This is a genomic window from Chania multitudinisentens RB-25, from assembly GCF_000520015.2.
Lineage (GTDB): Bacteria > Pseudomonadota > Gammaproteobacteria > Enterobacterales > Enterobacteriaceae > Chania > Chania multitudinisentens.
In genome coordinates this window covers 3872453-3896512 of record NZ_CP007044.2, presented here as the reverse complement: position 1 = coordinate 3896512, position 24060 = coordinate 3872453, and the positions used below count along the sequence as shown (strand labels likewise).

23 protein-coding genes are annotated in these 24060 nt (G+C 50.9%); 12 read left to right on the top strand and 11 right to left on the bottom strand.

Features of this window, described 5'->3' with window-relative positions:
* The first annotated feature begins 45 nt into the window (after window positions 1–45).
* Together Z042_RS17050 and yddG are read left to right on the top strand one after the other, a co-directional pair.
* Window positions 46–1416: an APC family permease gene (locus Z042_RS17050; RefSeq protein ID WP_024912965.1), complete on the top strand. Its 1371-nt coding sequence runs from the start codon at window positions 46–48 to the stop codon at window positions 1414–1416.
* Between the two features lie 90 nt (window positions 1417–1506).
* Window positions 1507–2400, top strand: coding sequence for an aromatic amino acid DMT transporter YddG (gene yddG / locus Z042_RS17045; RefSeq protein ID WP_024912966.1), 894 nt, complete (start codon window positions 1507–1509; stop codon window positions 2398–2400).
* Window positions 2401–2643: 243 nt separating this feature from the next.
* On the opposite strand, the gene Z042_RS17040 is transcribed toward yddG, so the two are convergent.
* Window positions 2644–2823, bottom strand: coding sequence for a hypothetical protein (locus Z042_RS17040; protein WP_024912967.1), 180 nt, complete (start codon window positions 2821–2823; stop codon window positions 2644–2646).
* 280 nt (window positions 2824–3103) lie between these two features.
* On the opposite strand from Z042_RS17040, the gene Z042_RS17035 reads away from it, so the two are divergent.
* Entirely contained in the window at window positions 3104–3628 is a 525-nt protein-coding gene (locus Z042_RS17035; protein ID WP_024912968.1) for a chorismate mutase, read from the top strand.
* 77 nt (window positions 3629–3705) lie between these two features.
* Here Z042_RS17035 and hutG read toward each other — a convergent pair whose 3' ends face one another.
* From hutG to hutC, 3 genes are all read right to left on the bottom strand, one after another.
* Complete coding sequence (gene hutG, locus Z042_RS17030; RefSeq protein ID WP_024912969.1) at window positions 3706–4509, bottom strand: N-formylglutamate deformylase; 804 nt, start codon at window positions 4507–4509, stop codon at window positions 3706–3708.
* Window positions 4506–5726 carry an imidazolonepropionase gene (gene hutI / locus Z042_RS17025; protein WP_024912970.1) on the bottom strand — a complete coding sequence of 407 codons (1221 nt, stop codon included), beginning with the start codon at window positions 5724–5726 and terminating at the stop codon, window positions 4506–4508. The genes hutG and hutI overlap by 4 nt, the downstream gene beginning before the upstream one ends.
* A 142-nt stretch (window positions 5727–5868) precedes the next feature.
* Window positions 5869–6585, bottom strand: coding sequence for a histidine utilization repressor (hutC, locus tag Z042_RS17020; RefSeq protein ID WP_417903541.1), 717 nt, complete (start codon window positions 6583–6585; stop codon window positions 5869–5871).
* A gap of 216 nt (window positions 6586–6801) precedes the next feature.
* Here hutC and Z042_RS17015 point away from each other — a divergent pair, with 216 nt between their 5' ends.
* From Z042_RS17015 to Z042_RS17005, 3 genes are all read left to right on the top strand, one after another.
* Window positions 6802–8172, top strand: coding sequence for a formimidoylglutamate deiminase (locus Z042_RS17015; protein WP_024912972.1), 1371 nt, complete (start codon window positions 6802–6804; stop codon window positions 8170–8172).
* On the top strand, window positions 8172–8735 hold the full coding sequence (locus Z042_RS17010) for a HutD/Ves family protein (protein ID WP_024912973.1): 564 nt from the start codon (window positions 8172–8174) through the stop codon (window positions 8733–8735). Before Z042_RS17015 ends, Z042_RS17010 begins: the two co-directional genes overlap by 1 nt.
* A gap of 67 nt (window positions 8736–8802) precedes the next feature.
* Window positions 8803–9804 (top strand): LacI family DNA-binding transcriptional regulator, encoded by a 1002-nt coding sequence (locus tag Z042_RS17005; RefSeq protein ID WP_024912974.1) that lies wholly within the window; start codon window positions 8803–8805, stop codon window positions 9802–9804.
* Between the two features lie 40 nt (window positions 9805–9844).
* On the opposite strand, the gene Z042_RS17000 is transcribed toward Z042_RS17005, so the two are convergent.
* Together Z042_RS17000 and Z042_RS16995 are read right to left on the bottom strand one after the other, a co-directional pair.
* The gene (locus Z042_RS17000) at window positions 9845–11287 is read right to left on the bottom strand and encodes a glycoside hydrolase family 32 protein (RefSeq protein WP_024912975.1); all 1443 of its coding nucleotides are present in this window, start codon (window positions 11285–11287) and stop codon (window positions 9845–9847) included.
* On the bottom strand, window positions 11287–12537 hold the full coding sequence (locus Z042_RS16995; RefSeq protein WP_024912976.1) for an MFS transporter: 1251 nt from the start codon (window positions 12535–12537) through the stop codon (window positions 11287–11289). Before Z042_RS16995 ends, Z042_RS17000 begins: the two co-directional genes overlap by 1 nt.
* 783 nt (window positions 12538–13320) lie before the next feature.
* Here Z042_RS16995 and Z042_RS16985 point away from each other — a divergent pair.
* Window positions 13321–13986: a helix-turn-helix domain-containing protein gene (locus Z042_RS16985; protein WP_024912978.1), complete on the top strand. Its 666-nt coding sequence runs from the start codon at window positions 13321–13323 to the stop codon at window positions 13984–13986.
* Between the two features lie 121 nt (window positions 13987–14107).
* Here the strand turns inward: Z042_RS16985 and Z042_RS16980 are convergent, their stop codons facing one another.
* Both Z042_RS16980 and Z042_RS26900 read right to left on the bottom strand, forming a co-directional pair.
* The gene (locus tag Z042_RS16980) at window positions 14108–14317 is read right to left on the bottom strand and encodes a hypothetical protein (RefSeq protein WP_024912979.1); all 210 of its coding nucleotides are present in this window, start codon (window positions 14315–14317) and stop codon (window positions 14108–14110) included.
* A gap of 357 nt (window positions 14318–14674) precedes the next feature.
* Window positions 14675–14731 (bottom strand): hypothetical protein, encoded by a 57-nt coding sequence (locus Z042_RS26900; protein ID WP_417903540.1) that lies wholly within the window; start codon window positions 14729–14731, stop codon window positions 14675–14677.
* A gap of 363 nt (window positions 14732–15094) precedes the next feature.
* On the opposite strand from Z042_RS26900, the gene Z042_RS16970 reads away from it, so the two are divergent.
* Window positions 15095–15484 (top strand): ASCH domain-containing protein, encoded by a 390-nt coding sequence (locus Z042_RS16970; RefSeq protein WP_024912981.1) that lies wholly within the window; start codon window positions 15095–15097, stop codon window positions 15482–15484.
* Window positions 15485–15625: 141 nt separating this feature from the next.
* On the opposite strand, the gene Z042_RS16965 is transcribed toward Z042_RS16970, so the two are convergent.
* From Z042_RS16965 to yebS, 3 genes are all read right to left on the bottom strand, one after another.
* On the bottom strand, window positions 15626–15874 hold the full coding sequence (locus Z042_RS16965; protein ID WP_024912982.1) for a DUF1480 family protein: 249 nt from the start codon (window positions 15872–15874) through the stop codon (window positions 15626–15628).
* 137 nt (window positions 15875–16011) lie between these two features.
* A complete protein-coding gene (locus tag Z042_RS16960; protein WP_024912983.1) occupies window positions 16012–18642 on the bottom strand; it encodes a PqiB family protein in 2631 nt (876 codons plus the stop codon).
* The gene (gene yebS, locus Z042_RS16955) at window positions 18611–19858 is read right to left on the bottom strand and encodes a membrane integrity lipid transport subunit YebS (RefSeq protein ID WP_024912984.1); all 1248 of its coding nucleotides are present in this window, start codon (window positions 19856–19858) and stop codon (window positions 18611–18613) included. Before yebS ends, Z042_RS16960 begins: the two co-directional genes overlap by 32 nt.
* A 234-nt stretch (window positions 19859–20092) precedes the next feature.
* On the opposite strand from yebS, the gene Z042_RS16950 reads away from it, so the two are divergent.
* The 4 genes from Z042_RS16950 (at window position 20093) to Z042_RS16935 (ending at window position 23944) form a co-directional block, all read left to right on the top strand.
* Window positions 20093–20590: a GAF domain-containing protein gene (locus Z042_RS16950; protein WP_024912985.1), complete on the top strand. Its 498-nt coding sequence runs from the start codon at window positions 20093–20095 to the stop codon at window positions 20588–20590.
* A 95-nt stretch (window positions 20591–20685) separates the two neighbouring features.
* Window positions 20686–21402, top strand: coding sequence for an RNA chaperone ProQ (proQ, locus tag Z042_RS16945; protein ID WP_024912986.1), 717 nt, complete (start codon window positions 20686–20688; stop codon window positions 21400–21402).
* 19 nt (window positions 21403–21421) lie between these two features.
* Window positions 21422–23476: a carboxy terminal-processing peptidase gene (gene prc / locus Z042_RS16940; protein WP_024912987.1), complete on the top strand. Its 2055-nt coding sequence runs from the start codon at window positions 21422–21424 to the stop codon at window positions 23474–23476.
* A gap of 87 nt (window positions 23477–23563) precedes the next feature.
* Window positions 23564–23944, top strand: coding sequence for a DUF4260 domain-containing protein (locus Z042_RS16935; RefSeq protein WP_024912988.1), 381 nt, complete (start codon window positions 23564–23566; stop codon window positions 23942–23944).
* Window positions 23945–24060: the final 116 nt, after the last annotated feature.

Here is a 24060-nt window from a genome sequence, read left to right as displayed (position 1 = left end):
ACTTTCTTCCAACTTGGCGTACAGGGCGCTGGTGAGGAAAATCCCATGACAATAAGTGCCATCGACTGTAATGGCGCGGGTAAACCGCAACTGCGTAAAACATTAAAACTGTGGCAAGTGGTTATGATGGGTCTGGCCTATTTGACACCGATGACCGTGTTTGACACTTTCGGCATTGTTTCCGGTGTGACGGATGGCCATGTTCCGGCTTCCTATCTGTTTGCGCTGGCGGGAGTACTGTTTACCGCGCTCAGCTATGGCAAACTGGTGCGCCAGTTTCCTACCTCGGGTTCTGCTTATACTTATGCGCAGAAGGCGATTAACCCGCATGTAGGGTTTCTGGTTGGCTGGTCATCGTTGCTGGACTACCTGTTTTTGCCGATGATTAACGCATTATTGGCGAAGATTTACCTGACAGCGCTGTTCCCTGAAGTTCCTCCGTGGATATGGGTGGTGGGTTTTGTCATTATCATGACCACCATCAACCTGAAAAGCGTCAATGTGGTTGCCAACTTCAACACCTTGTTTGTGCTGGCTCAGGTGACAATTATCGTCGTGTTTATCTTTCTGGTGATTCAGGGGTTGGGGAAAGGAGAAGGGGTTGGCACGGTGTGGAGCTTGCAACCTTTTGTCAGTGAAAATGCCCATTTGCTCCCGATTATTACCGGAGCGACTATTCTCTGTTTTTCATTTCTCGGTTTTGACGCCGTCACCACGCTGAGTGAAGAGACGCCGGATGCTGCCAGGGTGATCCCACGCGCTATCTTTCTCACCGCTTTGTACGGTGGGGTGATTTTTATCAGTGTGTCATTTTTTATTCAGCTATTTTTTCCCAATATCGGGCGTTTCAAAGAGCCGGATGCGGCATTGCCGGAAATTGCGCTGTACGTGGGCGGGAAACTGTTCCAGGCGATTTTCCTTTGCACGACGTTCATCAATACGCTGGCTTCTGGCCTGGCTTCCCATGCCAGCGTTTCACGGCTGCTGTATGTGATGGGGCGCGATAATGTGTTCCCAGAAAGATTCTTTGGCTATGTACATCCAAAATGGCGAACACCTGCACTCAATGTACTCATGGTGGGGTTGGTGGCTCTGTCTGCGATATCGTTTGATCTGGTCACAGCAACCGCCTTGATCAACTTTGGGGCGCTGGTGGCGTTTACCTTCGTCAACCTTTCGGTGATCAGCCATTTCTTCATTCGCCAGGGGCGCAACAAAACCTGGAAGGATCGCTTTCACTTTCTGTTTCTGCCGTTGGTAGGTGCCTTGACGGTCGGTGTTTTGTGGCTGAACCTGGAAAAAAGCTCACTTACTATGGGGCTAATCTGGGCGGCGCTGGGGTTTGCCTACCTGGTGTATCTCACACGTCGTTTCCGCCAGCCGCCGCCACAGTTTGAACGGCAGCCGCAGCCCTAATCTTTAAGGCGGGGTGATCCCCGCCTTTCTTTTTGCCTTTCAGGCCAGTAGAGTGAATCCTTTGAAAACAGATGATTGGATCTTCTCCTGATGCCTGTGTTGTCCGTCTCCCATAAAGCGACCCTGTTTGGCCTGCTGGCTCTGGTATTGTGGAGCAGCGTCGTCGGCCTGATCCGCAGCGTGAGTGAAGGCTTGGGACCAGTAGGCGGCGCAGCGATGATCTACAGCGTGGGGGCGCTGTTTTTGTTGGTGGTCATGGGCATACCTAAGCTGCGCAATTTTCCCCGCTCTTATTTGATAATTGGCAGCCTGTTGTTTGTGGCTTATGAAATTTGTCTTTCGCTGTCGTTGGGTTATGCCAGTAATCGTATGCAGGCCATTGAAGTGGGGATGATCAATTATCTGTGGCCCTGTTTTACCGTACTGATGGCGATTCTGTTTAATGGTCAGAAAGCCAAATGGTGGGTGATCCTAGGGTTACTGCTGTCGCTGTTTGGCATTGGCTGGATCATGAGTGGCGATGGGGGATGGTCTCCGGCGCAAATGCTGGCGAATGTGCGTAGCAATCCCCTGAGTTATGCGCTGGCCTTCAGCGGAGCGGTGATTTGGGCTGTTTATTGCAACGTCACCAAGAAAATCGCACAGGGGAAAAACGCGGTGGTGCTGTTTATTACTCTAACCGCGTTGGCACTGTGGCTGAAATATCCGTTCAGCCATGAAAGCGCTATGCATTTCACTTGGCCGGTTACCGTAGCGTTACTGTCTGCCGGTATCGCCATGGGAGCCGGTTATGCAGCATGGAATGTGGGAATACTGCATGGCAACATGACGTTGCTGGCCACGGTTTCCTATTTTACCCCGGTCCTGTCAGCGGTATTTGCTGCGATAGTTCTCAGCACTTCATTAACCGTTAATTTTTGGCAGGGAGTGGCTATGGTCACGGCCGGTTCGCTGATCTGCTGGCGGGCAATGCGCACAGGTTAGCGGTGAGTAATGAACAACTAATACACCTGCTAAGCACTGATTTGATCAATAAGGCCGAACTCTACAGGGTTTGTATTTCTATTCCCACTATTGTGAGCAATGGAGCGACGGGGTTGATATCGGTGCACCACAGAGGAATCGAGTTTATAGCTGAGGCTACGGTATAGCTATGGGCGATAATTTCCGATTTTTCGTAGTGTTAAACACGGATAAACCCCGTTTTAGCTGTGCGCTATCGTTCTGTTAGAGGATTTCTTTGACAGGCAAATGTTTAACTGGCATCACTAATCGTCCTTTGATGATATAGCACTCGTTATTTATCCATTTAAGGATTTGCTCACGGCTGACACCTTCATATTGTGCATAGCGGTAGATATCGCCATTGAAATATTTTGTGATGTATTCCATAAGGGACATTTGCATAGTTGTAACTCCTGAATTTCCTCTATAGTCAACCTGATTATTGTGAGAGTACAGGCTGCATGGGGGAAATTTAAATTGTCGGTATTAAATCTCAACAGAGAATGCTTAAACGGAGCAACAACCGATAAAAGAATCATGCAGTTGAGAGGAAAAAAATAAGGTTATTCTTTATGAATAGCTTTACAAGGAAACAAATTTTCAGATTATGGAGTCGGTTGGTTATATTAATGAATACTGTGGATGTGACAGGTTGTGTTAAATGAAACAACGGAGCGTTTTTATGTATCAAGTTTTATTGGTGGTGGGTTGTCTTATTTATTTTCCGGCATTTGCGCAGAGCGTGACCGCACTTTCTCAAACGGTGAATCAGCGTTTGGCAATGATGAAAGATGTGGCGGGCTATAAGGCGGCGCAGCATTTGCCCGTGGAAGATCTTGCGCAAGAAGCCAAGGTTCTGCTTAGTGCTCAGGCAGAGGCCAATAAATTGGGCCTGGAACCTGATTCAGTACGGCCATTTATTATTGCGCAAATGGAGGCTGCCAAGGCCATTCAATATCGTTACCGTGCGGATTGGTTGGCTCAACCAGAGATAGGGTGGCAACTTCGGCCACTGACAGAAGTACGTTTGCAGATCGCTAAGTTAAGCAGCGAAATTCTGCAACAGCTTGCGCAGAGGTTAGAAAGTGGGCCGATCACGGCAGAGGAGCGTGGTGCATTCGTTAAAGAACTAAACCAGCTCAATCTCAGTGAGGGCGATAAACAACACCTGTTCAATGCCTTGTTGTTGGTAAAGCCGAAGCACTGAGGATTGTCTGCCAAACCGTGCTGAACGATGTTAAACAGCCGAGTACCGCGGGTGCGGCTCGGCTGCCAGGGCGTTGCCTAGACCCGTTGCTCACCCCAGGCCAGCATATTCTCAATCATTTGTTGCAACAATTTTTGCAGCGGTGCGGCGCGCACGGTATCAAACGTGAACGGATATTGTTCTGACATGTAATTGATCTGCGCCAGTTCCAACTGTACCGCATGTTGATTTTCTTGCGGCTGGCCATAAGCGCGGGTGATGTAACCGCCCTTGAAACGCCCGTTGAGCACGTGAGTAAATTGCTGCTGTTGTTCACAACACGCGACCAGCCGATCGCTCAAGGCGGTGGCGCAACTGCCGCCGCCGTTGGTGCCTAGATTGAGATCCGGCAGTTTGCCGTCAAACAGGCGCGGTATCACTGAGGCAATGGAATGTGCATCAAACAGCAGTGCATAGCCGTGCCGGGTCTTCAGCCGCGCCAGCTCATTCTGCAATTGTTGGTGATAAGGCTGCCAAAGCGTTTGCAAGTAACCCGCACGTTCCACATCGTTGGGAGCCAAGTCTGGCAGGAAACTCGGGCGACCATCGAACAGCACATCTGGGAATAAACCCGTGGTAGCGGTGGTATAGAGCGGTTTATCGTCTGCGGGGCGGTTAAGATCGATCACAAAGCGCGAATAGTTGCCGACCAAAATGCTGGCGCCCATCTTACGGGCAAAATCGTACAACTGTGGTATATGCCAGTCGGTATCCGGCAACGGTCGTGCATCATCGGTCAAACCGCGTTCAACCGCCGGAGTCAGTTGGGTACCGGCATGGGGAATGCTGATTAACAACGGCAGATTGCCGCTGTGGAACTCAAAGGGATCACGAATCATCATTGGCGTACTTCTCCTCGGAAAATCACCGTACAGGGCAGTTGGCCGCCTAACCAGTAAGCCAGCTCAGCCGGGCGTGCCAACGGCCAGTGAACAAAATCGGCCACTTTGCCGGTTTCCAGTGAGCCATGGCTTGCCTGTAGCCCCAGCGCTTTGGCTGCGTGCAGCGTCACGCCAGCCAGTGCTTCTTCAGGCGTCAGGCGGAACAGCGTACAGGCCATATTGATCATTAAACGCAACGACAGCGCTGGCGATGTGCCTGGGTTAGCATCGCTGGCGATCGCCATCGTGACGCCATGTTTACGGAACAGATCGACCGGCGGGCATTGGGTTTCACGCAGCAGATAGTAAGCACCCGGCAGCAGTACGGCCACGGTGCCAGAGGCGGCCATGGCGGCGGCATCTTCTGCGGTGGCGTATTCAAGATGATCGGCAGAAAGAGCGTGATAGCGCGCCGCCAGCGCACTGCCACTCAGGGCAGAAAGTTGTTCGGCGTGCAGTTTGACCGGCAGACCCGCTTTTTCTGCGGCCTTAAATACCCGTTCCACCTGGGCCGGAGAGAAGGCCAGATGTTCGCAGAAGGCATCCACGGCATCAGCCAAACCTGCCGCCGCCGCTTCTGGGATGATGGTCTGGCAAACCAGATCGATATAATCGTCGGCTCGCCCGGCGTATTCCGGTGGTAGCGCATGCGCCGCCAAACAGGTGGTTTTCACTTCAACCGGTAATTGCTCGCCGAGCTGACGCGCCACGCGCAGCATTTTCAACTCACTTTGCGGCGTTAAGCCATAGCCGGATTTGATCTCTACGCAGGTCACGCCTTCCGCCAGCAGTGGCCGCAGGCGGAACAGAGCCTGCTCTAGTAGCTGTGTTTCTTCAGCGTCACGCGTTGCTTTGACCGTGGAGATAATGCCCCCGCCTTGCGCGGCGATCTCCGCGTAGCTCACGCCGTTCAAACGTTGTTCGAACTCGCCGCTGCGGTTGCCACCAAACACTAAATGGGTGTGGCAGTCGATCAGGCCGGGCGTAACGATCCCACCGTCGAATTGCATGGTTTTTGCCGCTGCCATTACCGGCATGGAGGCCTGTTCGCCTATCCAGACAATTTTGCCGTCGCGCACGGCAATCGCGCCATTGCTGATGACGTGATATTTGCCGTCGCGCATGGTGACGATATCAGCGCCGTGCCACAGGCTGTCGCAGTGGATCTCAGACGTCATAGTATTTTCTGCTCCCACATGGTTGTATATACAATTGAAATCAAACTAACGCATTCATCGGGATGTCACAAGAGAAGGGACGGAAATTTGTTATAGGAATGTGATAACGCACTCAGCGGGGCTGGGTTTGCCCCGTAGGGATTCAAACCTGGTTGGTAAAACGGCCAAATAATTGGTAGCGGCTGCCTGGATACAGCAAACGTGCAGACGTCACCACCGTTTTGCCTGACCAGGTACGGCGGTGGATCAACAGACCTGGTTCATGATCTTCCAATTGCAGCAACTCACGTTCGCGCCGAGTGGGGACAACGGCTTCTACGATGTGCTCCCCTGCGGTGAGTGGGGCCGCCTGCATCAGATAAATATAAGGTGTGACACGGTCGAAATCCTGCTGCATGTAATCCGGCGCCACCAGCGGATTAACACAACGGTCTTCTATTTGTACCGGAATATCGTTTTCATAATGAACGATCTGCGAATAGAACAAGCGTTGACCTGGCTGAATACCCAGCGCAGTGGCTTCTTCGTCGTTTGCCGGGCGTGCCTGCAATTCCAGGATTTTGCTGCTGTGACGGTGACCGCGTGCCGCAATCTCATCCGCAATGTTGTGTACCTCTAACAAGGCGGTGTGCGCTTTAGCCTCCGCCACAAAAGTACCAACACCCTGCATGCGGATCAGAAAACCTTCACTGGTCAGTTCGCGCAATGCGCGGTTGATGGTCATGCGGCTGACGCCAAGTTCGTTCACCAATTCACTTTCAGAAGGAACGCGTTGGTGTGGTTGCCAGTGGCCCGCCCGGATTTGGCTGATTATCGCCTGTTTGACCCGTTGATAGATCGGCGCGGGGGTATCGCTCATGGCTGTGGCCAATTGCAATAGGGTTTGTTGATCTACCACGATGTTAACCTCGTCAAATAAAAAAATAATAACATCAGTTTACTGTTGATGTTGGCATATGTATATGTATATACAAGTAGGGGCCGTTCACTTGTTAAGTGAGATTGGTTCACAAAATTTTTACCTGTGCGCCTGCCGCGCGTTCTTGGCTATTACACCTACTTTTGGAATACTGCTATGCCTGCTTATTTTGCTCCTCGCGCACTGCTCCCGTCCGGTTGGGCTCACAACGTGCGGCTCGATGTGGATGCGCACGGCCAACTGACCCAGGTCACCTCTGATACAGAACCTACAGATTGTATCCGCCTGCATGGTGATGCCGTGCCGGGTATGCCAAACCTGCATTCGCATGCTTTCCAGCGCGCAATGGCCGGGTTGGCAGAAGTAGCGGGTAATCCGCAAGACAGTTTCTGGACCTGGCGCGATCTGATGTACCGCTTGGTGCAGCGTTTAACCCCAGAGCAGGTTGGGGTTATTGCCCGCCAACTGTATATCGAAATGCTTAAGGGTGGCTATACCCAGGTTGCAGAGTTCCATTATCTGCACCATGCGCCAGACGGTAAACCTTATACCGATCGTGGTGAAATGACTGGTCGCCTCGGCCAGGCGGCACAGCAGGCGGGGATTGGCATGACGTTGTTGCCGGTGCTCTACAGCTATGCCGGGTTTGGTGCCCAGCCCGCGCAGGCGGGGCAACAGCGTTTTATTCAGGATGTGGAAAGTTATCTGGCACAGCAACAGGTGATTGCCCGCCAACTGGCCGGGCAACCGTTACAGAATCATGGGCTTTGTTTCCATTCGCTGCGTGCGGTTGAACTCGACCAGATGCAGCAGATTTTGGCGGTGTCTGAGACGGCATTACCGGTACATATCCATATTGCGGAACAGCAAAAAGAGGTTAACGATTGCCTGGCATGGAGTGGCCAGCGCCCGGTGGCCTGGTTGTATGAACATTTGCCAGTGACAAGCCGCTGGTGCCTGGTGCATGCCACCCATCTGGATCGTGAAGAGTTGGAGCAACTGGCCCGTAGTAAAGCGGTAGCTGGGTTGTGCTTAACCACCGAAGCCAATCTGGGTGATGGTATCTTCCCCGGTGACAGCTATTTGCAGCACCAAGGGCGCTGGGGGATCGGTTCAGACAGCCATGTTTCATTGAGCGTGGTAGAAGAGCTGCGCTGGTTTGAATATGGCCAACGGCTGCGCGATCAGCGCCGTAATCGCTTGACTACCCCGCAGCAGCCTGCGGTGGGTGATGTACTCTATCAGCAGGCGCTACAGGGCGGCGCTCAGGCTTGCGGGATAGCGATTGGCAAACTGGCCGCGGGTTATCGTGCGGACTGGTTGGTATTGGATGGTGATGATCCCTATCTGGCTGCGGCACCGGACGCATCGATCCTCAACCGCTGGCTGTTTGCCGGGGGTAAAGAGCAGATCCGCGATGTGTTTGTCGCTGGCCGACAGGTGATTGAGCAGGGATGTCACGCGCTGCAACAACAAAGCAGCGCCGAGTTTCTGCAAGTGCTGAAAACCTTGCAGCAGGAGGCATGATGAGCCTGAACCGTTTCGACTTTGCCAGTCTGCCGGTCAGCCCATGGCGCAATGGCGGTGGCGAAACCCGTGAAATCACCAGCCAGCCGCCGGGCAGTGTCGATTTTGACTGGCGCGCCAGCATTGCCACTATCGCACACGATGGCCCGTTTTCGGCCTTTAACGGCATTGATCGCTCAATTACCCTGCTGGAAGGCGACGGGGTGCATCTGTATAGCGCAGGCCAGCTCGATCACCGTTTGCAGCATCCTGGTGAACCATTCGCTTTTTCCGGCGATCTGGCATTGGAGGCATTTTTGCTGGGAGGAAGCAGTCAGGACTTCAACATCATGACGCGGCGCGGGCGGTGCAGAGCCGATGTTCAGCGCATCACCGCTGGGGTAATTGTTCCGGTAGCGCAGGCGGGTGTGTTGTACGTATTGCAAGGGGAATGGCAACTGGACGATGGTAACTGTTTGGGGCAACGACAAGGTTGCTGGTGGCAAGCGCAAGAGCGTTCGCTGCGTATTTTACCCGAAGGAGAAGGGGCGATTGCGTTGTGGGCAGCCATCACATCCTGCTAAGGCGCGCTAGAGTCTGTGATTAAGTTATGGGATTATCTGACTTTCTATTCCAGAAAGAGAAGGGCGCATGGCCTCGCTGAAAGATGTTGCAAAACTCGCTGGCGTGTCGTTGATGACGGTATCCCGCGCCATCAACGAACCTGGTAAACTGCGGCCGGATACTTACCAGCGCGTAAAACAGGCTATTGACCAACTGGACTATGTGCCGGATCTCGCGGCCCGGCGCATCCGTGGCGATAGCAAGCGGGTGAAAACCCTCGGCGTGCTGGCGTTGGATACGGCAACGACGCCGTTCTCGGTTGAAATGATCCTCTCGATTGAAAAAACCGCCCGCGAACAGGGTTGGAACAGCTTTGTGGTCAACCTGTTTGCAGACGACCATGCCGAACAAACGGTGGATTTGCTGTTGGCGCATCGGCCAGATGGGGTGATTTTTACCACCATGGGGCTACGCCGAGTGACTATTCCAGCCAAGTTGCTGGATAAACAATTGGTATTGGCAAACTGCATTAGCCCAGAGAATTCGGTCGCCAGTTATATTCCCGATGATGAGCAGGGCCAGTACGAGGCTATGCGTGCGTTGATCGCCCGTGGTTACCGTGCGCCGTTGTGCATTCAATTGCCGGAAAGCACTTTGGCAGCAGGGCTGCGGCGGCGTGGGTTGGAGCGCGCCTGGCACGAAGCGGGTGGGGATATTGGCCAGCTACGCCAATATCATTTGGATCTCAGTGATGGGGATGAGCACTATCGTGACACCGTCACTATTATAGAGCGTCACTTCTCACCTGGAGTGCAGGATTGTGATGTGGTGGTGTGTGGTAATGACCGGGTGGCGTTTCTGGTTTATCAAACCCTGCTGGCCCAGGGCTGGAAAATCCCTGAACAGGTGGCGGTATTGGGTTATGACAATATGGTGGGGATTGGCGAGTTGTTCCAGCCGCCGTTAACCACCGTGCAGTTACCGCACTACGAGCTGGGGCGGCAGGCGGCACTGCATTTGATTAATCAGCTTACGCACAAAGATACGGTGCGGGTTGCCTGCCCGTTGTTACTGCGTGGCTCGATGTGAAAGCGTGCTTCTGCCCGGCCAGGCAGAAGCGAATAGAGTTTTACGACCAGATAGTGGCCAATTCCCATGCTTGTATATCAGCAAACTGTGCACTGCCTGCTTCAGCGAACAGGCTGAGTTGGCGATCGCCATCCGCAGGATAAATACGGCTGGTCAGGCAGGCTTCTCCCTGATTGACAAACACTTCCAGTGAAGATCGATCAACAAAAATCTGCAAAGTCAGCGTGTCTCCCTCCGGCAGCGGTACGCTACGGCAACCACACAGGCTCGGATCAGAGCTAAAACGCTCCAAAACCAAGCGGTGGGCTTGATTGTCAATATAAACGCGAGCCGCTTGCCCTATAGCTACGCCATAACGTTCTGCTTCGCTGGTGGCCAGATCCACGGTCAGTGTGAGTTCATGCAGGTTATCGCCCAGAATGTGCTGCTGATTGTGGCACTGTAGGGTAGCAAACTGTTGCTGTTCCCCTCGTAGTGCGCTCAATTCACGGGCTGGATTCATCAGCACTTTTCCTTGGGCATCCAGCGTCAGTTCCCGTGGCAAGGTTAAGGCACCTGCCCAACCGTGCGCTTTGCACGGCATCGCGGATTCCCACATATCCATCCAGGCAAACAGCATGCGGCGGCCATCGGCGGCGGTGAAGGTCTGTGGCGCATAGAAGTCATGCCCGGCATCCAGCTCGCAGAAAGGTTGGTTAATGGTGAAATTCTGCCCTGGCTGCCAGTGGCCCAGCAGATAACCGCTCTGGAAACGATTGCGGTTACGGTAACCCTGCGCAGCAAGCCCTTGTGGTGAGAATAACAGCATTTGCTGTTCACCCAACGGGAATAAATCCGGGCATTCCCACATGTAGCCCTGTGCCGTATTTTGCGCCTGGGCGATAATGCGTTCGAACTGCCAGTCGCGCAGATCAGAAGAACGATATAGCCGGACTTGACCGAGGCCATTCTCTTTGGCACCGACCACCATCCACCAACTGCCCGCAGTGCGCCACACTTTGGGGTCGCGGAAATGCTGAATACCTGCCGGTGGCGCCAGTACCGGCCCCTGTTTAACAAAATTCACGCCGTCGTGGCTGACGGCTAGGCACTGTACTTCGCGTACCTGATCGTCATCAGCGGATTTATCTAGCCAGATGTGGCCGGTATAAATCAGCGTCAGTACGCCATTGTCATCAACCGCACAGCCTGAGAAACAACCGTCCCGGTCATAATCATCGCCTGGCACCAGTGCGATAGGCTGATGTTGCCAGTGCACCAGGTCGTGACTGGTGGCGTGCGCCCAATGCATCGGCCCCCAGTTTTCATCGTAAGGATGATGCTGGTAGAAGGCATGATAAACCCCGTTAATATAAATCAGGCCGTTAGGGTCGTTGATCCAACCCGCCTGTGCGGCCAGATGAAAACGTGGGTAATAATCGTCTTGACGCTGTGCACGCAGAATTTCAACGGCGTGTTCGGCTTGAGCTAGAGATTTTTTCATTAGGTCGGCTCGCTTGATTTAATGATGGGTTGAAATTGTGATGCTGGGCGTTCACCGCGCAGCAGGAAACAGGAAATGAGAGTGGTACAGGCAACGGCACAGCCCATCAGCAGGTAGGTTTGGGCGAAGCCGAAGCGATCGTAGCTATACCCCGTCAACAGCGAAAGGACGCTGGCCGCTACCTGGGTGATGAATTGGAAACCCACCAGATATAAGGTAGAAGATAGGCGGCTGTCGAAGCGGGTGGCGATATATTTGAAAATGGCAATCAATAGGAGCGGTAATTCGACGGCATGCAGCAGTTTCATGGCGGAAATCATCAGCGCACCGCTTGCCAACCCGGAACCGATCATACGTAATGTCATAAGAGCCCCCGCTAACAGCAGGCTCCGTTTGGCACCGATGCGGTTGACGAGCAGAGGGGCCAAAAACATCCCGCCCGCTTCTAAAAACACCTGTAAGGAATTGAGGAAGCCATACATCTCGTTGCCTTGCTGCCGGGTGGGGAACTGCGAAGCGAAATACACGGAAAATTGCTGATCAAATACATTGTAAACGCTGATGCCGAGGACAAATACCACCAACGCCCAAAAACCCGGCAACCGCAGCAAGGCTAGGGCATCTTGTAGTTGCAGGCTTTCCGGTTTGCCGAATTCCAGGCTTGCCATGGCATTGGGTTTCAATTCATGTACCTGGCTTAACAACAGCAGGAATAGCACGGCAGAGGCGGAAGCTAACCAGAAGTTGATGTTCGGATTGATGTTAAAGATAAACCCGGCACAGAACGTGGCAGAAGCCCAGCCGAGTGAGCCCCACATACGAGCGCGACCAAACTCAAAATCCATAATACGGCTGACGCGTTCGGTGTAGGATTCCAGCGCGCCGATACCGGCGAAAAAGGTTGCTCCGATAAATATCCCACCAATTAAAGCCCCAAGCAGCAAGTTGGCTTTTAGCAACGGCGCGTAAACATAGATAAAGAACGGCCCGGTGAGCAGCAGCATGACACCGAGAAATTGCAATAGGTGTTTGCGCAGCCCGAGTTTGTCCTGCACAAAACCGTATAGCGGTTGGGTACACAGTGCGATCAAGGAAATAGCCGAGAAGATCAGGCCAGTTTCAGCCCCTTGCAGACCAATCTTCTGGTTCAGCCAGAGAGAAATCAGTGAAAAACTGGATGACCAGGTGAAGAAAAAAAAGAACAGCAAACCACTGAGAAGTACATAATATTTTTTTGTTTTGCGGTTCATGTGAAAGCCTTGATGAGGGGGATAAATTCATTGTTAACGTTAACTTTGCTTAAATAAACATCATGCGGCTCTGATTGCGATGTTAATCACACAAGTTAACGTTAACATTATTATTTTGTGACAGAGGTCACTACTTATAACGGCCATAAGGGAGGGAAGGCGAGTAACAAAGCTGACACGTCTGCAACTGGCAGCAGGATGAATATAATGTTGTTACCATATTATGGCCGTTACCACCTATCCAACTGGCTGAAAATTGTCAAGTTTAGTCATGTATAGTAACTTTCGTCTTGACAATTCGGGGTATAAAATAACTATCAGTATGTTCTATAGCGATTTTTTTGCACTGATAAGATATAAGTATATCGCAAAGCAAAATATCATCTTTTTATTTCACAAGATAAATCTTATTCTGCATTTCGTTAACGGGGAGTATCTTGAATGTAATGGCTTTTACCTCTTTGTTTTCCCCGTAACAAAAAACATCATATTGATTTGCTTCTTTGTTGAATGACAGGAAAGGCATTTATTATAAAGCCCTCTCCCTGGTTGATTATTTGTTAAAGACAATAAGAGTAATGAGTCATTCACTGTGTTTTATTGGCTTGTTACACCCCGAGTCATTTGAGTTGCAGGAAGAATAGCACATCCACAACTTGAGCTATGGCGGGGATATTCAAGCATGTATCGTCTTAGGCCGGTATGAGTATCGGTATATTGAATTTTTACTATTACCTCATAGGAAAGTACGTTAAGCCCGCATTAAAGGCTTAGGATTATGTCATGAATCAGAAAAAAATTGCGCTGCAATGCGCTTGTAGCTTTACTCGCATTGGATTGGAAACGTTAATCAATAATACGTTTTCACCTAAGATGATTACCTTCTTTGATGATATCAATATGCGAGAACATATCGAGAGTAAAGCTAATGAAGCGTTGGCAAGTGATATCGTCATTATTGTGATCGGTCACGATGACTATACTCCAGCGCTATTGCTTGATCTGATTTGTGGCTGTTTATTCAGAATATCATCGCGCAGTAAAATAGTATTGCTTGGCGATAGGAAATATATAAAGATATTGCAACGTTACTTGGGTAGCTTCAAAAATATCTGGGCCTTTCTGGATATTTCACTGTCTACAAAGCAGTTGCAGCAACAATTATTTAATACTTCTCTCTTCAAAGTAGGGATGTATGAACGTGAATTATTCACCACGACCGCGCTCACTCAGCGTGAATTGCTTGTGTTACATCGGTTGCTCAATGGGCAATCAGCAATTCAGGTTGCTAATGATCTCTGTATCAGTGAAAAAACGGTGAGCTGTCATAAACGTTCAGGTTTGGCGAAGCTTGATGCCCGTTCGTTGCAACCTTTGCTGATGCCTGGTGACGATAAAAAAACGCTGCATCCTCGGCTTTATCCGGCAGCAAATACCGTTTTCTACTGAGGGCGATTTCACGACAATTCTGATTAAGAACAAGGTCGTTTATGTGCAATTATAACATTGAGAAAGGCCGGGCTTGCATACCTCGGTTTGACTCAGAATCGCCAACCATACGGTTGGCGATTCACTTTCCATCTTTCAACATGTTGATTGCCGCACCAATCAGTATTCGGCGTTCAATATCGTGACTTTCCGCCAGCCGTTGTGTCAGATGCCTGGCCAATGTCTCTACCGATAAAACTTCGCCGCGATGGCGTAGCTGCATCACGCTGTCGCCGATGAGCCGGGCTACTTCATCCCATACGGGTTTTATCTCCTGTTCCGAGAACTTCATCGCTAACCTCGGCTGGGTGATATTTGGTCAATGTAGCAGTTGCCTGCCAGATTCGCCACTTCATGACATGGAATGGCCGGTAAAACCGGAAGTATAAAAAACAAACTGTCAGTATTTCTTCTTCTTTTTGCATTCAATACTGGAGATATCAAACAAGAGAGGAGTGAACCCATGAAACTTGTAGAACAATTGGCAGAGTATTATCGGCTCAGCCGCCATGCAGAAGTACAGAATTGCTTGAGCCGCTGGTGGCTGCTGCAGGGTGAAGCCCGCATCGCGTATTTGAAGGAACTGCTGGAACCCATCGCAGAAAATTACCAGGATGGGCAGTTTGGCACAGGTAATAAGGAAACGTGCTCAACCAAAGGCGATAGCAGCCCAACGTAATGACAGCAAGGCTAGGCAGATCAACATCAGAATCACAAACATTTTCCAATGCTTGGTACGCATACGTTTGCTTGGCAATTTCGCCTCCTTATTCCAGTTAGGAACAGCAATACCCAATGCCTATGGCGACAATTTTGAGTCAATCGCGGAAGGCGTGAACAGCATCTTGTTCTAAATTACTCAGTGCCTGCTAGTGAGCGGTGGTGATCCACAGTACGCAGGTTACATTGCATCACACACAGAGATTTATCATAAAATCCTGTAAAAGGGGATGGAAAGTTCAGGCTTTATCTCACCAGACCTGAGCAATACGGTAGATGCAGCTATGAGAGGAGATAGGGTGTACTATCTTTTTATGCATCAGTGACTCAATTCATAAAAGGTAAAGTAATGGCCGTTCCGGGAAAGTATGAAGATGTAGAGCGTTGGGCGTTTGGAGATACCGAACAACTGGCGGACGATTTGGCTAAACGGGTTCTGGAAGGGGGGAAAACTGCCACCTGTTCCAATCTGGATGGAGAAGCTATTCCACAGCCTGGCGACATTTTTGTGGTGGTTGATGGTAAAAATGCCCCGGTTTGTGCGATAGAACTGACGGCTGTGGAGATGAGCACTTATGAGCAGGTGGGGGCTGATCACGCGTTGGCCGAAGGTGAGGGCGATGGTTCATTGGCATACTGGCGTAAGGAACATAAACGCTTTTTTGAAGAATACGACCTGTTTTCGCCGGATATGACGCTGGTGTTGATGTACTTTAAAGTGATTGAAAAGTTCGAATAGCCTATCTTGGCAGGGCGATTAGATTTGCCATTTTGAATCTGTGCAGTCTTCAGCATCCTGGCACAACATGCGCACGCTGTGGTTGTTGCGTGCGTAAGCGCGTCGGGTTCAATAATAGAATACCGCGCGCTTTAATGGCGGCTATTCCAGCCGCATCACCCAAGCATCGGTGTGCTGGTCATAATACTGTTTGTAGAGCAACGATTGTTTGCCATCCAGCGTCGCCGGGATACTGGTATGTTCATCCCAGCCATCTAGTTGCATACACAAGTCAGGGTCGGATTTGCAGGGAATAGCGAGGGTGCTGTGCCCTGCTGCGTGTTCAGATGCAGAGAGGAGATGTGCATCATCGACCTCGAAACTGCCTATTTTTACAACGGTTTTGCCCATGTAAACTCCTTACTCAAGCCAATGGTGGGAGGTAAGACCAGTTGAGGCCGCCCTGTATGAGCATAGACAACGGCATGAAAAACGCCACATTTGATCGGCCAAGCACAATCTCTCTTCTCCTGCCGCTAGGTAAAGCATTACTCCCTTGGGATCGCAGTTCCCCACAGTTGCCAATCTTTCGGTTCTTCCGTGTTGAGCAGGAAGTGTTTGTTTGATGTTGCCGGGGGAGCCAGCGGTATGCTGGGTGGTGTAGCAAAGGCAATCCCCCCACGGATAAACTGCTGGAAGGTACCGCTTCTGATCACGCCCCCGGTGAGACCGAACTGCAAGTTATAACCAGAGGCGAGCCAAAATACGCTGTTGTTACGCACCAGATGCTGGAATTTCTTGCTGATTCGCAGTGAAACGAGAACCCGGTCAGACATAGCCCCCAGCGAAAAACCAGTGACCGTACCTACCTCGATCCCGCGGAACAAGATCGGGGTGCCAATTTGCAGTGAGCCGGTTTCAGTGGCATCCAGAATCACGCTCAGGCCCTCCAGATAGCGCGAATCCGTGATATTGCCTGTCTGTAATTCGAAGCTCCGCAATGCACGGCCATGGCCCGGCTCAACGGTAATATAGGGTTGTAACAGAGTATCGAGGTTGTTCACCCCGGTGGAGGAAATCTCTGGTGAAACGAGGGCAAAACGGCTGCCAAAACGCGCAAAGGTCTGCACATATTCTGGGTAGAGCACTGCCTTCACCAGCACTTCGTTGCGTTCAGGGATCAATTTTAGCGACTCGATCTGACCAATATTGATACCGAGGTTGCGCAACAGCATGCCTGGTGACAACTTGCTGGCATCGTCAGTGCGTAAGGTGATTTGGCTGCCAACGGCGCGTGCGGCGGTTTCAGAGCTATAGAGCACGGTTCTGGCCTTGGTATCCAATGTTACGCCCGGGAGATTATCGAAACTGATCGCACCTTTTAATGCACGATTCAGTGGTGAGGCTTGTACCGTCAGACCGCTGCCGTTCAATTGTATTTTGGCACCGCCTTCGGCCCAGAAAATGCTTTCACTGGTCAGTAATTGGCGGTATTCCGGGTTGATATAAACCTCAACCGCGAACGCGTTGGCTTTTGGCCGCACGTTAACGATTTCCCCTACCTGAAATTTGCGATATAGCACCACGGAACCAATCTGTACATCAGGTAGGCTGGCAGCAACCAACGTCAAAGTGGGGATTGGGGTATTGCCGGTAATTCCGGCCTGTGCTTTTTCGAGGTTGCTATACAGCGGATATTGGGTTGCGGGTTCACCTTGGCTACCAGGGAGAATCTGTACGCCACCATCCAGCCACTCTTGTGCACTGGCTCCCTGCATTTCTACGCCATCCAGGCTGAACTTTACCTCCACGCGGCTGTTAACCACGAATTTGCTGTCCCGGTGTATCAAATGGCGGTATTGCGCCTCTATGGCAGCGGTGAAGGTTACTCCATCATCCGCCAAAGTGCGGGTCAGGATCTGACCGATCTTGATACCGTGTATGATGAGCGGTTGGCCAGCCTCAATACCGTAACTTTGTGAAGCATTTAGCCTGACTGTTAATACGTCCGGCTGTTGCAGCAGAGCGCTATTGCTATCAAGCACGATGAAATGTTGTTGTGGTACGCCGTCACCAGGCACAAGTTCCAGCGTGGTTCCGGTCAGCAACTGGCTTAATCGGGCATCGTTCAGGCTGATTTTCGGGCGGTGTATTTCAACCCTGGTACCGCTGCGCATCAAATCGACGACTGAAGGATCAATGATCAATTCGCCAGTGACTTTGCTGCCTGGTTGCAACGTCAGGCGGGTGAGAGTACCGACTTGCAGCCCTTGATAGAGCAGAGGGGTATGACCCGCATTTAGATTATCGCCATTTGGCAAGTCCAGCGTAATATTTACGCCCCGCTGACTGTGGGCTAAATCCGGGTACAAGGCATAGTTCTGATCCGCCTTGGCCTGTGAGCCACCGGGGGGCGAGTCAAAGGCAATGGCTCCGTTAACCAGGGCACTTAGGCTCTCTATCTTTACGGAAGCCCCCTCCAGACTGAAATCACCTTTAAAACCAGAAACATTCCAGAATCGGCTGTTATTTTTCACTAATTTGGCAAAACGGCGATCGATAAGCACATCAATGGTAACGCCTTGGTTATTTTCAGTAATGGTGTAGTCATAGACTTTGCCAACCGGAATTTTACGATAATAGACCAGTGAGTCAGGATTCAATGAACCAAGGTCATTCGCGTGCAGGTGGATCATCAGCTCGCCGGTATTCAGGCGATATTTCGGTTGAGTATCCAGCGCGATGAAGTGGGTCTGTGGTTGGCCGCGGCCAGGCATCATACCGATGTAATTTCCGCCAACCAGTGCATCCAGACCAGAAATGCCGGCCAGCGAAGCTTTGGGCGTCACCAACCAGAATTGGGTGCCTTCACGCAAGGCATCTTCCAGATCGCTTTTGATGCTGGCTTCTACCACGATACGGCGCAGATCCTGGCTCAGCGAAATGTTTTCCACGGTTCCCACATCAACACCTTGATAACGCACCGGTGTGCGGCCAGCAACGATCCCCGCTGCTGATTGGAAATCGATGGTAATGGTATTACCACGCTCTTGAAAATTATTGTACAGCAGCCAACCAGTAATCAGCAGGGCGATAAACGGCAATAACCAGAAGGGAGAAACACGGCGTTTGTTTTTAAGCAGCGCCTCAATCGGTGTATTTGGCGTTTTCTGTTGCATACGCATCCCAAATCAATCGGCTGTCCAGCCATTTTACGGCCAGGAGAGTTAAAATGACCGCAGAGCCAAAATAAAAGGCGGCTGGGCCCATAGTAAAAGATAACAGTTGATCACGATTGACCAGTGACATCATGAGTGCAATAACGAACAGGTCTAGCATCGACCAGCGGCCAATCCAAGTGACCAGCCGTAACAGGCGGATACGGGTTTTCAAGCTGTGTGAAGTTTTGAAATGAATACCGAATAGCAAGGTGAGCAGCACGGTGATCTTGGTAAAAGGCACCAGGATACTGGCGATAAACACGATGGCGGCAACCGGGGCGTTACCAGAGGTTGCCAGCGAAACTACGCCGGAGAAAATGGTGTCGTCTATACGTGCTCCGCTGGCATAAATAATCGAGATGGGCAATAGATTGGCCGGTATCAGTAAAATAATGGCGGCGAGCAAGGCGGCCCAGGTTTGTTGCAGGCTGTAAGGCTGGCGGTGACTGATTGGGGCACGGCAGCGTGGGCATTGCCTATGTTCATTTGGGTAGCCAGTGAAACGGCACGCCAAGCAGACATGCATTGCTTCTGGCTGACCCACCGGTTGTTCCTGCGGGTAGTAGCGTTCCCATAATTGCTCCAGATTGGTGTGCGTCAGCGTCAGGATGCTGAGTAAAGTGAGCAATAAATAGGCGATTAAAGCACTGCCAGCCTGAACGTCGGCATATTCTTTGACCTTTATCGCGGCCACCGCCATCCCGATCAGATAAATATCCAGCATGACCCACTCTTTCAAACGTTCCAGCATTAATAATACTGGGCGCAGATTCATGCCGTATCGGTGGCCGAAACGTAAATACAGCAATGACAGCGCGAGTGTCAGTGGTGCCCCCAGAGTACAGAATGCCACCATGCTGGCCGTAATCGGATCGCCTTGGCTGTTGATCTGCCAGATACCTTCTAACAGACTGGCGTTAATGCGGGTATCCAATAGGCGAATGCTGATAAGGGGGCCAGTAAAGGCGAATGGCATCAATAACAGCATGGTGACGGCCATCGCAGTCAGGCGGGACATTGGCCAATCATGGCCATGGACGATTTTGGCATGACAACGTGGGCAATAGGCTGCCTGGTTTTTTGTCAGCGGTGGTAAGATGAACAACAGATCGCATTCGCAACAGCGTTGGTAGCGCGCCTTGGATCCTGAGCCGGTAATTGCGTGTATCTTCATAGTAAAAAGGCTGCTCGGAAAGCCTACTGGTTTCCTTAAGCGTAGCATGAAAACAAACTCGTCCAGGTTTGGGCAAAGTAAAAGCGGGCCACACAGCGGGGTTTTATAGGGTAAACCAAGCCAATGGGGTAGGATTTTGTGAGGAAACAGATGATTAATCTTGTGGCTATACGTATTTAGTGCTTATTTTATACGGTTAAGCTTGGTTTCTTTAAGAGTACGAACGGTTAAAACATGACGAAAGAACAATTCTACGCGGAATTAAAACGTGATCTGGGTGCGCTGTTGGAGGGGGAAACCCATTTTATTGCTGCCTTGTCCAACGCCAGCGCGTTGTTCAATGAGCGTCTGGATGAAGTTAACTGGGTGGGATTTTACCTGATGGAGGGTAACCAACTGGTACTGGGCCCATTCCAGGGTAAGATCGCCTGTGTGCGTATTCCGGTAGGGAAAGGCGTATGCGGCACGGCAGTGGCAGAAAATCGGGTACAGCGTGTTGGCGACGTCCATGCGTTTCCGGGGCATATTGCCTGCGATGCGGCCAGTAATGCAGAAATTGTGCTGCCGCTTGAGGTCGGTGGCCAAATCATCGGCGTTCTGGATATCGACAGCACGGTTTACCAACGCTTCGACGAACAGGACGAAATTGGTCTGAAAGCTGTGGTGACGGAGCTTTGCGCACGATTGGCGCAGTGCGATTGTGCGAAATACATCACTGTAACGGCAAGTTGATCTACGGTTAACGTGGCATTTAGCGAAGACGTCATTATAATGACGCCTGTTCATGCCTGCGGCTTGTTGGCAACCCGTTGTAATCAGGAAATTTCATGGAAAATCAACCCAAGTTGAACTCTAGTAAAGAAGTTATTGCTTTTCTTGCAGAGCGTTTCCCGCTCTGCTTTAGTGCCGAAGGTGAAGCGCGTCCGCTGAAGATCGGTATCTTTCAGGATCTGGTAGAGCGTGTTCAAGAGGAAGAGAATCTCAGCAAAACACAGCTACGCTCTGCTCTGCGCCTCTATACTTCAAGCTGGCGTTATCTGTATGGTGTCAAAGTTGGCGCGCAGCGCGTTGACCTGGATGGCAACCCTTGTGGCGAATTGGAACAGCAGCATGTTGACCATGCACGCCAGCAGCTTGAAGAAGCCAAAGCACGTGTTCAGGCTCAGCGTGCTGAGCAAAACGCCAAAAAACGCGAAGCCGCGGGTGAAACGGCTGCCACTGAGCCACGCCGCCCACGCCCCGCTGGCAAAAAAACAGCGGTGCGTCGTGAAGGTGGGGTTGCAACAGAAAACCGCAAACCACGTACACAAACTCGCCCACAACCCGCTCGTGAACCTCGTGTTATCGCAGTAAAAGAGGAAAGCCAGCCGCGTCATGTGGCAGTCACGGATATCTCTAAACTGCAAATTGGCCAGGAAATCAAAGTCAGAGCAGGTAAGAGTGCGATGGATGCAACCGTACTTGAAATCGCTAAAGATGGCGTGCGTGTGCAACTTTCTTCCGGTCTGGCGATGATTGTGCGCGCAGAACACTTGCAGTTCTGATACGGAGGCCAACCAAGGCATGAACAAATTTATCAGATTAGCAGCAGCCGTAGCTCTGCTGTGGGCAGGTGCCAGTTACGGAACGGATACAGCCAACATCCGCCTCGATCAATTGCCACAGCTTGAGCAAGAACCGCAGCATACAACCGTGAGTGAACGTGTGACCTCGCGTTTTACGCGTTCTCACTATCGCCAGTTTGCCCTTGATGCAGATTTTTCAGGTAAGATCTTTGATCGTTTCCTGAATATGTTGGATTACAGCCATAACGTATTGTTAGCTTCTGATGTTGCACAGTTTGCCGACAAGCGCGATACGTTAGGGGAAGAGTTGAAGTCCGGCAAGCTGGATACGCCTTATGCGCTATTCAATCTGGCCCAGAAACGCCGTTTTGAGCGCTACCAGTATGCGCTGTCGCTGCTGGAAAAACCGATGAACTTTACCGGCAATGACACTATTGATATTGACCGTGGTAAAGCGCCATGGCCAGTGGATACCGCGGAGCTGAATCGCCTGTGGGAAGCGAAGGTCAAGTATGATCAACTGAACCTGAAGCTGGCTGGCAAGACCGATAAAGAAATCCGAGAGACGCTGACCAAACGCTATCAGTTCGCTATCAAGCGTTTGACGCAAAGTAACAGTGAAGACGTTTTTACGTTAGCCATGACGGCTTTCGCCCATGAAATCGATCCACATACCAACTACCTGTCTCCACGCAATACCGAACAGTTCAATACCGAGATGAGCTTATCGCTGGAAGGGATCGGTGCGGTACTACAGATGGATGATGACTACACGTTGATCAACTCTATGGTGCCGGGAGGCCCGGCTGCGAAGAGTAAAGCGCTGAGCGTGGGTGACCGTATCGTCGGCGTTGGTCAGGCGGGTAAACCGATGGTGGATGTGATTGGCTGGCGTCTGGATGATGTAGTTTCCCTGATCAAGGGGCCGAAGGGCAGCAAAGTGCGCCTGGATATCTTGCCAGCAGGCAAGGGCACCAAAACTCGCGTAGTGACGCTGACCCGTGAGCGTATCCGTTTGGAAGACCGTGCGGTCAAAATGACCATCAAGACCGTCGGCAACCAGAAAGTTGCGGTAATGGACATTCCGGGTTTCTATGTTGGTTTGACTGATGATGTCAAAGTCCAGTTGCAGAAAATGGCTAAGCAGAACGTTGACAGCCTGATCATTGATTTGCGTGGCAACGGCGGTGGTGCCCTGACGGAGGCAGTATCACTTTCCGGTTTGTTTATTCCAAGCGGCCCAGTGGTGCAAGTGCGTGATAACAACGGAAAAATCCGTGAAGATGCCGATACCGATGGTGTTATTTACTATAAAGGGCCACTGGTAGTGTTGGTTGATCGATTCAGTGCTTCGGCTTCCGAGATCTTTGCAGCAGCCATGCAGGATTATGGCCGAGCGTTGATCGTGGGTGAACCAACCTTCGGTAAAGGCACCGTGCAGCAGTACCGCTCGTTGAATCGTATTTATGATCAGATGCTGCGCCCTGAATGGCCAGCGTTGGGTTCAGTGCAGTACACCATTCAGAAGTTCTACCGTGTTGATGGTGGTAGCACCCAGCGTAAAGGCGTAACGCCGGATATCCTGATGCCAACAGGCATTGACCCGGCAGAAACAGGGGAAAGCTTTGAAGACAATGCCATGCCTTGGGACAGTATTAATGCGGCAACCTATGTCAAAACGGGCGATTTGAAGCCGTTCGAGGCCGGGCTGCTGAAAGATCACGAACAGCGCATTGCTAACGATCCTGAGTTCCAGTACATCGCGCGGGATATTGCTCATTATAAGGCATTGAAAGACAAACGTAACATCATCTCTCTTAATCTGGCTACGCGTGAAAAAGAGAATCATGACGATGATGCAACACGTTTACAGCGTATCAATGAGCGTTTACAGCGTGAAGGGAAGAAGCCGCTGAAGTCCCTTGACGATGTGCCGAAAGATTACAAGGAACCCGATCCTTATCTGGATGAAACCGTCAAAATTGCTCTTGATTTGGCTAAAGTCGAAAAGGAGCAGCCTTCGCAGCAGCAAGCGGTGGTTGCCGCCAAATAAATTTTTTGGGTTTTCTGTTTAAAAAACGCTTCCTTATCGGGAGCGTTTTTTTTATAGCTGAGACTGAATAAATTAACCAGGGGAATTATGAGTGGTTTAACCAGGCTAATGCGTATCACTTTGCAACTAGAGTCGCTGTTGGTTCTGATTCTATGCGTGGTTATTTATCACATTAAGCACTATAGCTGGGGAACGTTCGCCATCTGCTTTCTGCTCCCCGATATCTCGCTTTTGGGTTATGCCTTTGGCAGGCAGGCTGGAGCGCTAAGTTACAATATCGCTCATTCCTATAGTGGCCCAGCGTTGCTCATCATGTTATTTGCTCTGTCTCAACAGCAACTCTGGTTGCTTGTGGCGTTGATTTGGTGCGCGCATATTAGCTTCGATCGTCTGCTCGGTTATGGATTAAAATATACTGAAGGCTTCTCTTTCACCCATCTTGGGCGTTTAAACAGTAAACGCCGTTAATTTTGTATCAGATATTTTACGCTTTTACACAATAATCACTTAGGCTTTGTAAGTGTGTTATTAAACGTCATCTTTGTAAAGTTTCGTATTTTTAGTAGGTTAATAATGCGCACCTA

Excerpts from the sequence above, each read along its gene's own strand:
- Z042_RS17050 (WP_024912965.1), top strand. The coding sequence starts at position 46 with ATGACAATAAGTGCCATCGACTGTAATGGCGCGGGTAAACCGCAACTG.
- Z042_RS16950 (WP_024912985.1), top strand. The coding sequence starts at position 20,093 with ATGACGAAAGAACAATTCTACGCGGAATTAAAACGTGATCTGGGTGCG.
- Z042_RS17010 (WP_024912973.1), top strand. The coding sequence starts at position 8,172 with ATGAGCCTGAACCGTTTCGACTTTGCCAGTCTGCCGGTCAGCCCATGG.
- Z042_RS16995 (WP_024912976.1), bottom strand. The coding sequence starts at position 12,537 with ATGAACCGCAAAACAAAAAAATATTATGTACTTCTCAGTGGTTTGCTG.
- Z042_RS17000 (WP_024912975.1), bottom strand. The coding sequence starts at position 11,287 with ATGAAAAAATCTCTAGCTCAAGCCGAACACGCCGTTGAAATTCTGCGT.
- Z042_RS17015 (WP_024912972.1), top strand. The coding sequence starts at position 6,802 with ATGCCTGCTTATTTTGCTCCTCGCGCACTGCTCCCGTCCGGTTGGGCT.
- Z042_RS17005 (WP_024912974.1), top strand. The coding sequence starts at position 8,803 with ATGGCCTCGCTGAAAGATGTTGCAAAACTCGCTGGCGTGTCGTTGATG.
- prc (WP_024912987.1), top strand. The coding sequence starts at position 21,422 with ATGAACAAATTTATCAGATTAGCAGCAGCCGTAGCTCTGCTGTGGGCA.
- yddG (WP_024912966.1), top strand. The coding sequence starts at position 1,507 with ATGCCTGTGTTGTCCGTCTCCCATAAAGCGACCCTGTTTGGCCTGCTG.
- Z042_RS16960 (WP_024912983.1), bottom strand. The coding sequence starts at position 18,642 with ATGCAACAGAAAACGCCAAATACACCGATTGAGGCGCTGCTTAAAAAC.
- yebS (WP_024912984.1), bottom strand. The coding sequence starts at position 19,858 with ATGAAGATACACGCAATTACCGGCTCAGGATCCAAGGCGCGCTACCAA.
- Z042_RS16985 (WP_024912978.1), top strand. The coding sequence starts at position 13,321 with ATGAATCAGAAAAAAATTGCGCTGCAATGCGCTTGTAGCTTTACTCGC.
- proQ (WP_024912986.1), top strand. The coding sequence starts at position 20,686 with ATGGAAAATCAACCCAAGTTGAACTCTAGTAAAGAAGTTATTGCTTTT.
- Z042_RS17040 (WP_024912967.1), bottom strand. The coding sequence starts at position 2,823 with ATGCAAATGTCCCTTATGGAATACATCACAAAATATTTCAATGGCGAT.
- hutC (WP_417903541.1), bottom strand. The coding sequence starts at position 6,585 with ATGAGCGATACCCCCGCGCCGATCTATCAACGGGTCAAACAGGCGATA.
- Z042_RS17035 (WP_024912968.1), top strand. The coding sequence starts at position 3,104 with ATGTATCAAGTTTTATTGGTGGTGGGTTGTCTTATTTATTTTCCGGCA.
- Z042_RS16965 (WP_024912982.1), bottom strand. The coding sequence starts at position 15,874 with ATGGGCAAAACCGTTGTAAAAATAGGCAGTTTCGAGGTCGATGATGCA.
- hutG (WP_024912969.1), bottom strand. The coding sequence starts at position 4,509 with ATGATGATTCGTGATCCCTTTGAGTTCCACAGCGGCAATCTGCCGTTG.
- Z042_RS16970 (WP_024912981.1), top strand. The coding sequence starts at position 15,095 with ATGGCCGTTCCGGGAAAGTATGAAGATGTAGAGCGTTGGGCGTTTGGA.
- hutI (WP_024912970.1), bottom strand. The coding sequence starts at position 5,726 with ATGACGTCTGAGATCCACTGCGACAGCCTGTGGCACGGCGCTGATATC.
- Z042_RS16980 (WP_024912979.1), bottom strand. The coding sequence starts at position 14,317 with ATGAAGTTCTCGGAACAGGAGATAAAACCCGTATGGGATGAAGTAGCC.
- Z042_RS16935 (WP_024912988.1), top strand. The coding sequence starts at position 23,564 with ATGAGTGGTTTAACCAGGCTAATGCGTATCACTTTGCAACTAGAGTCG.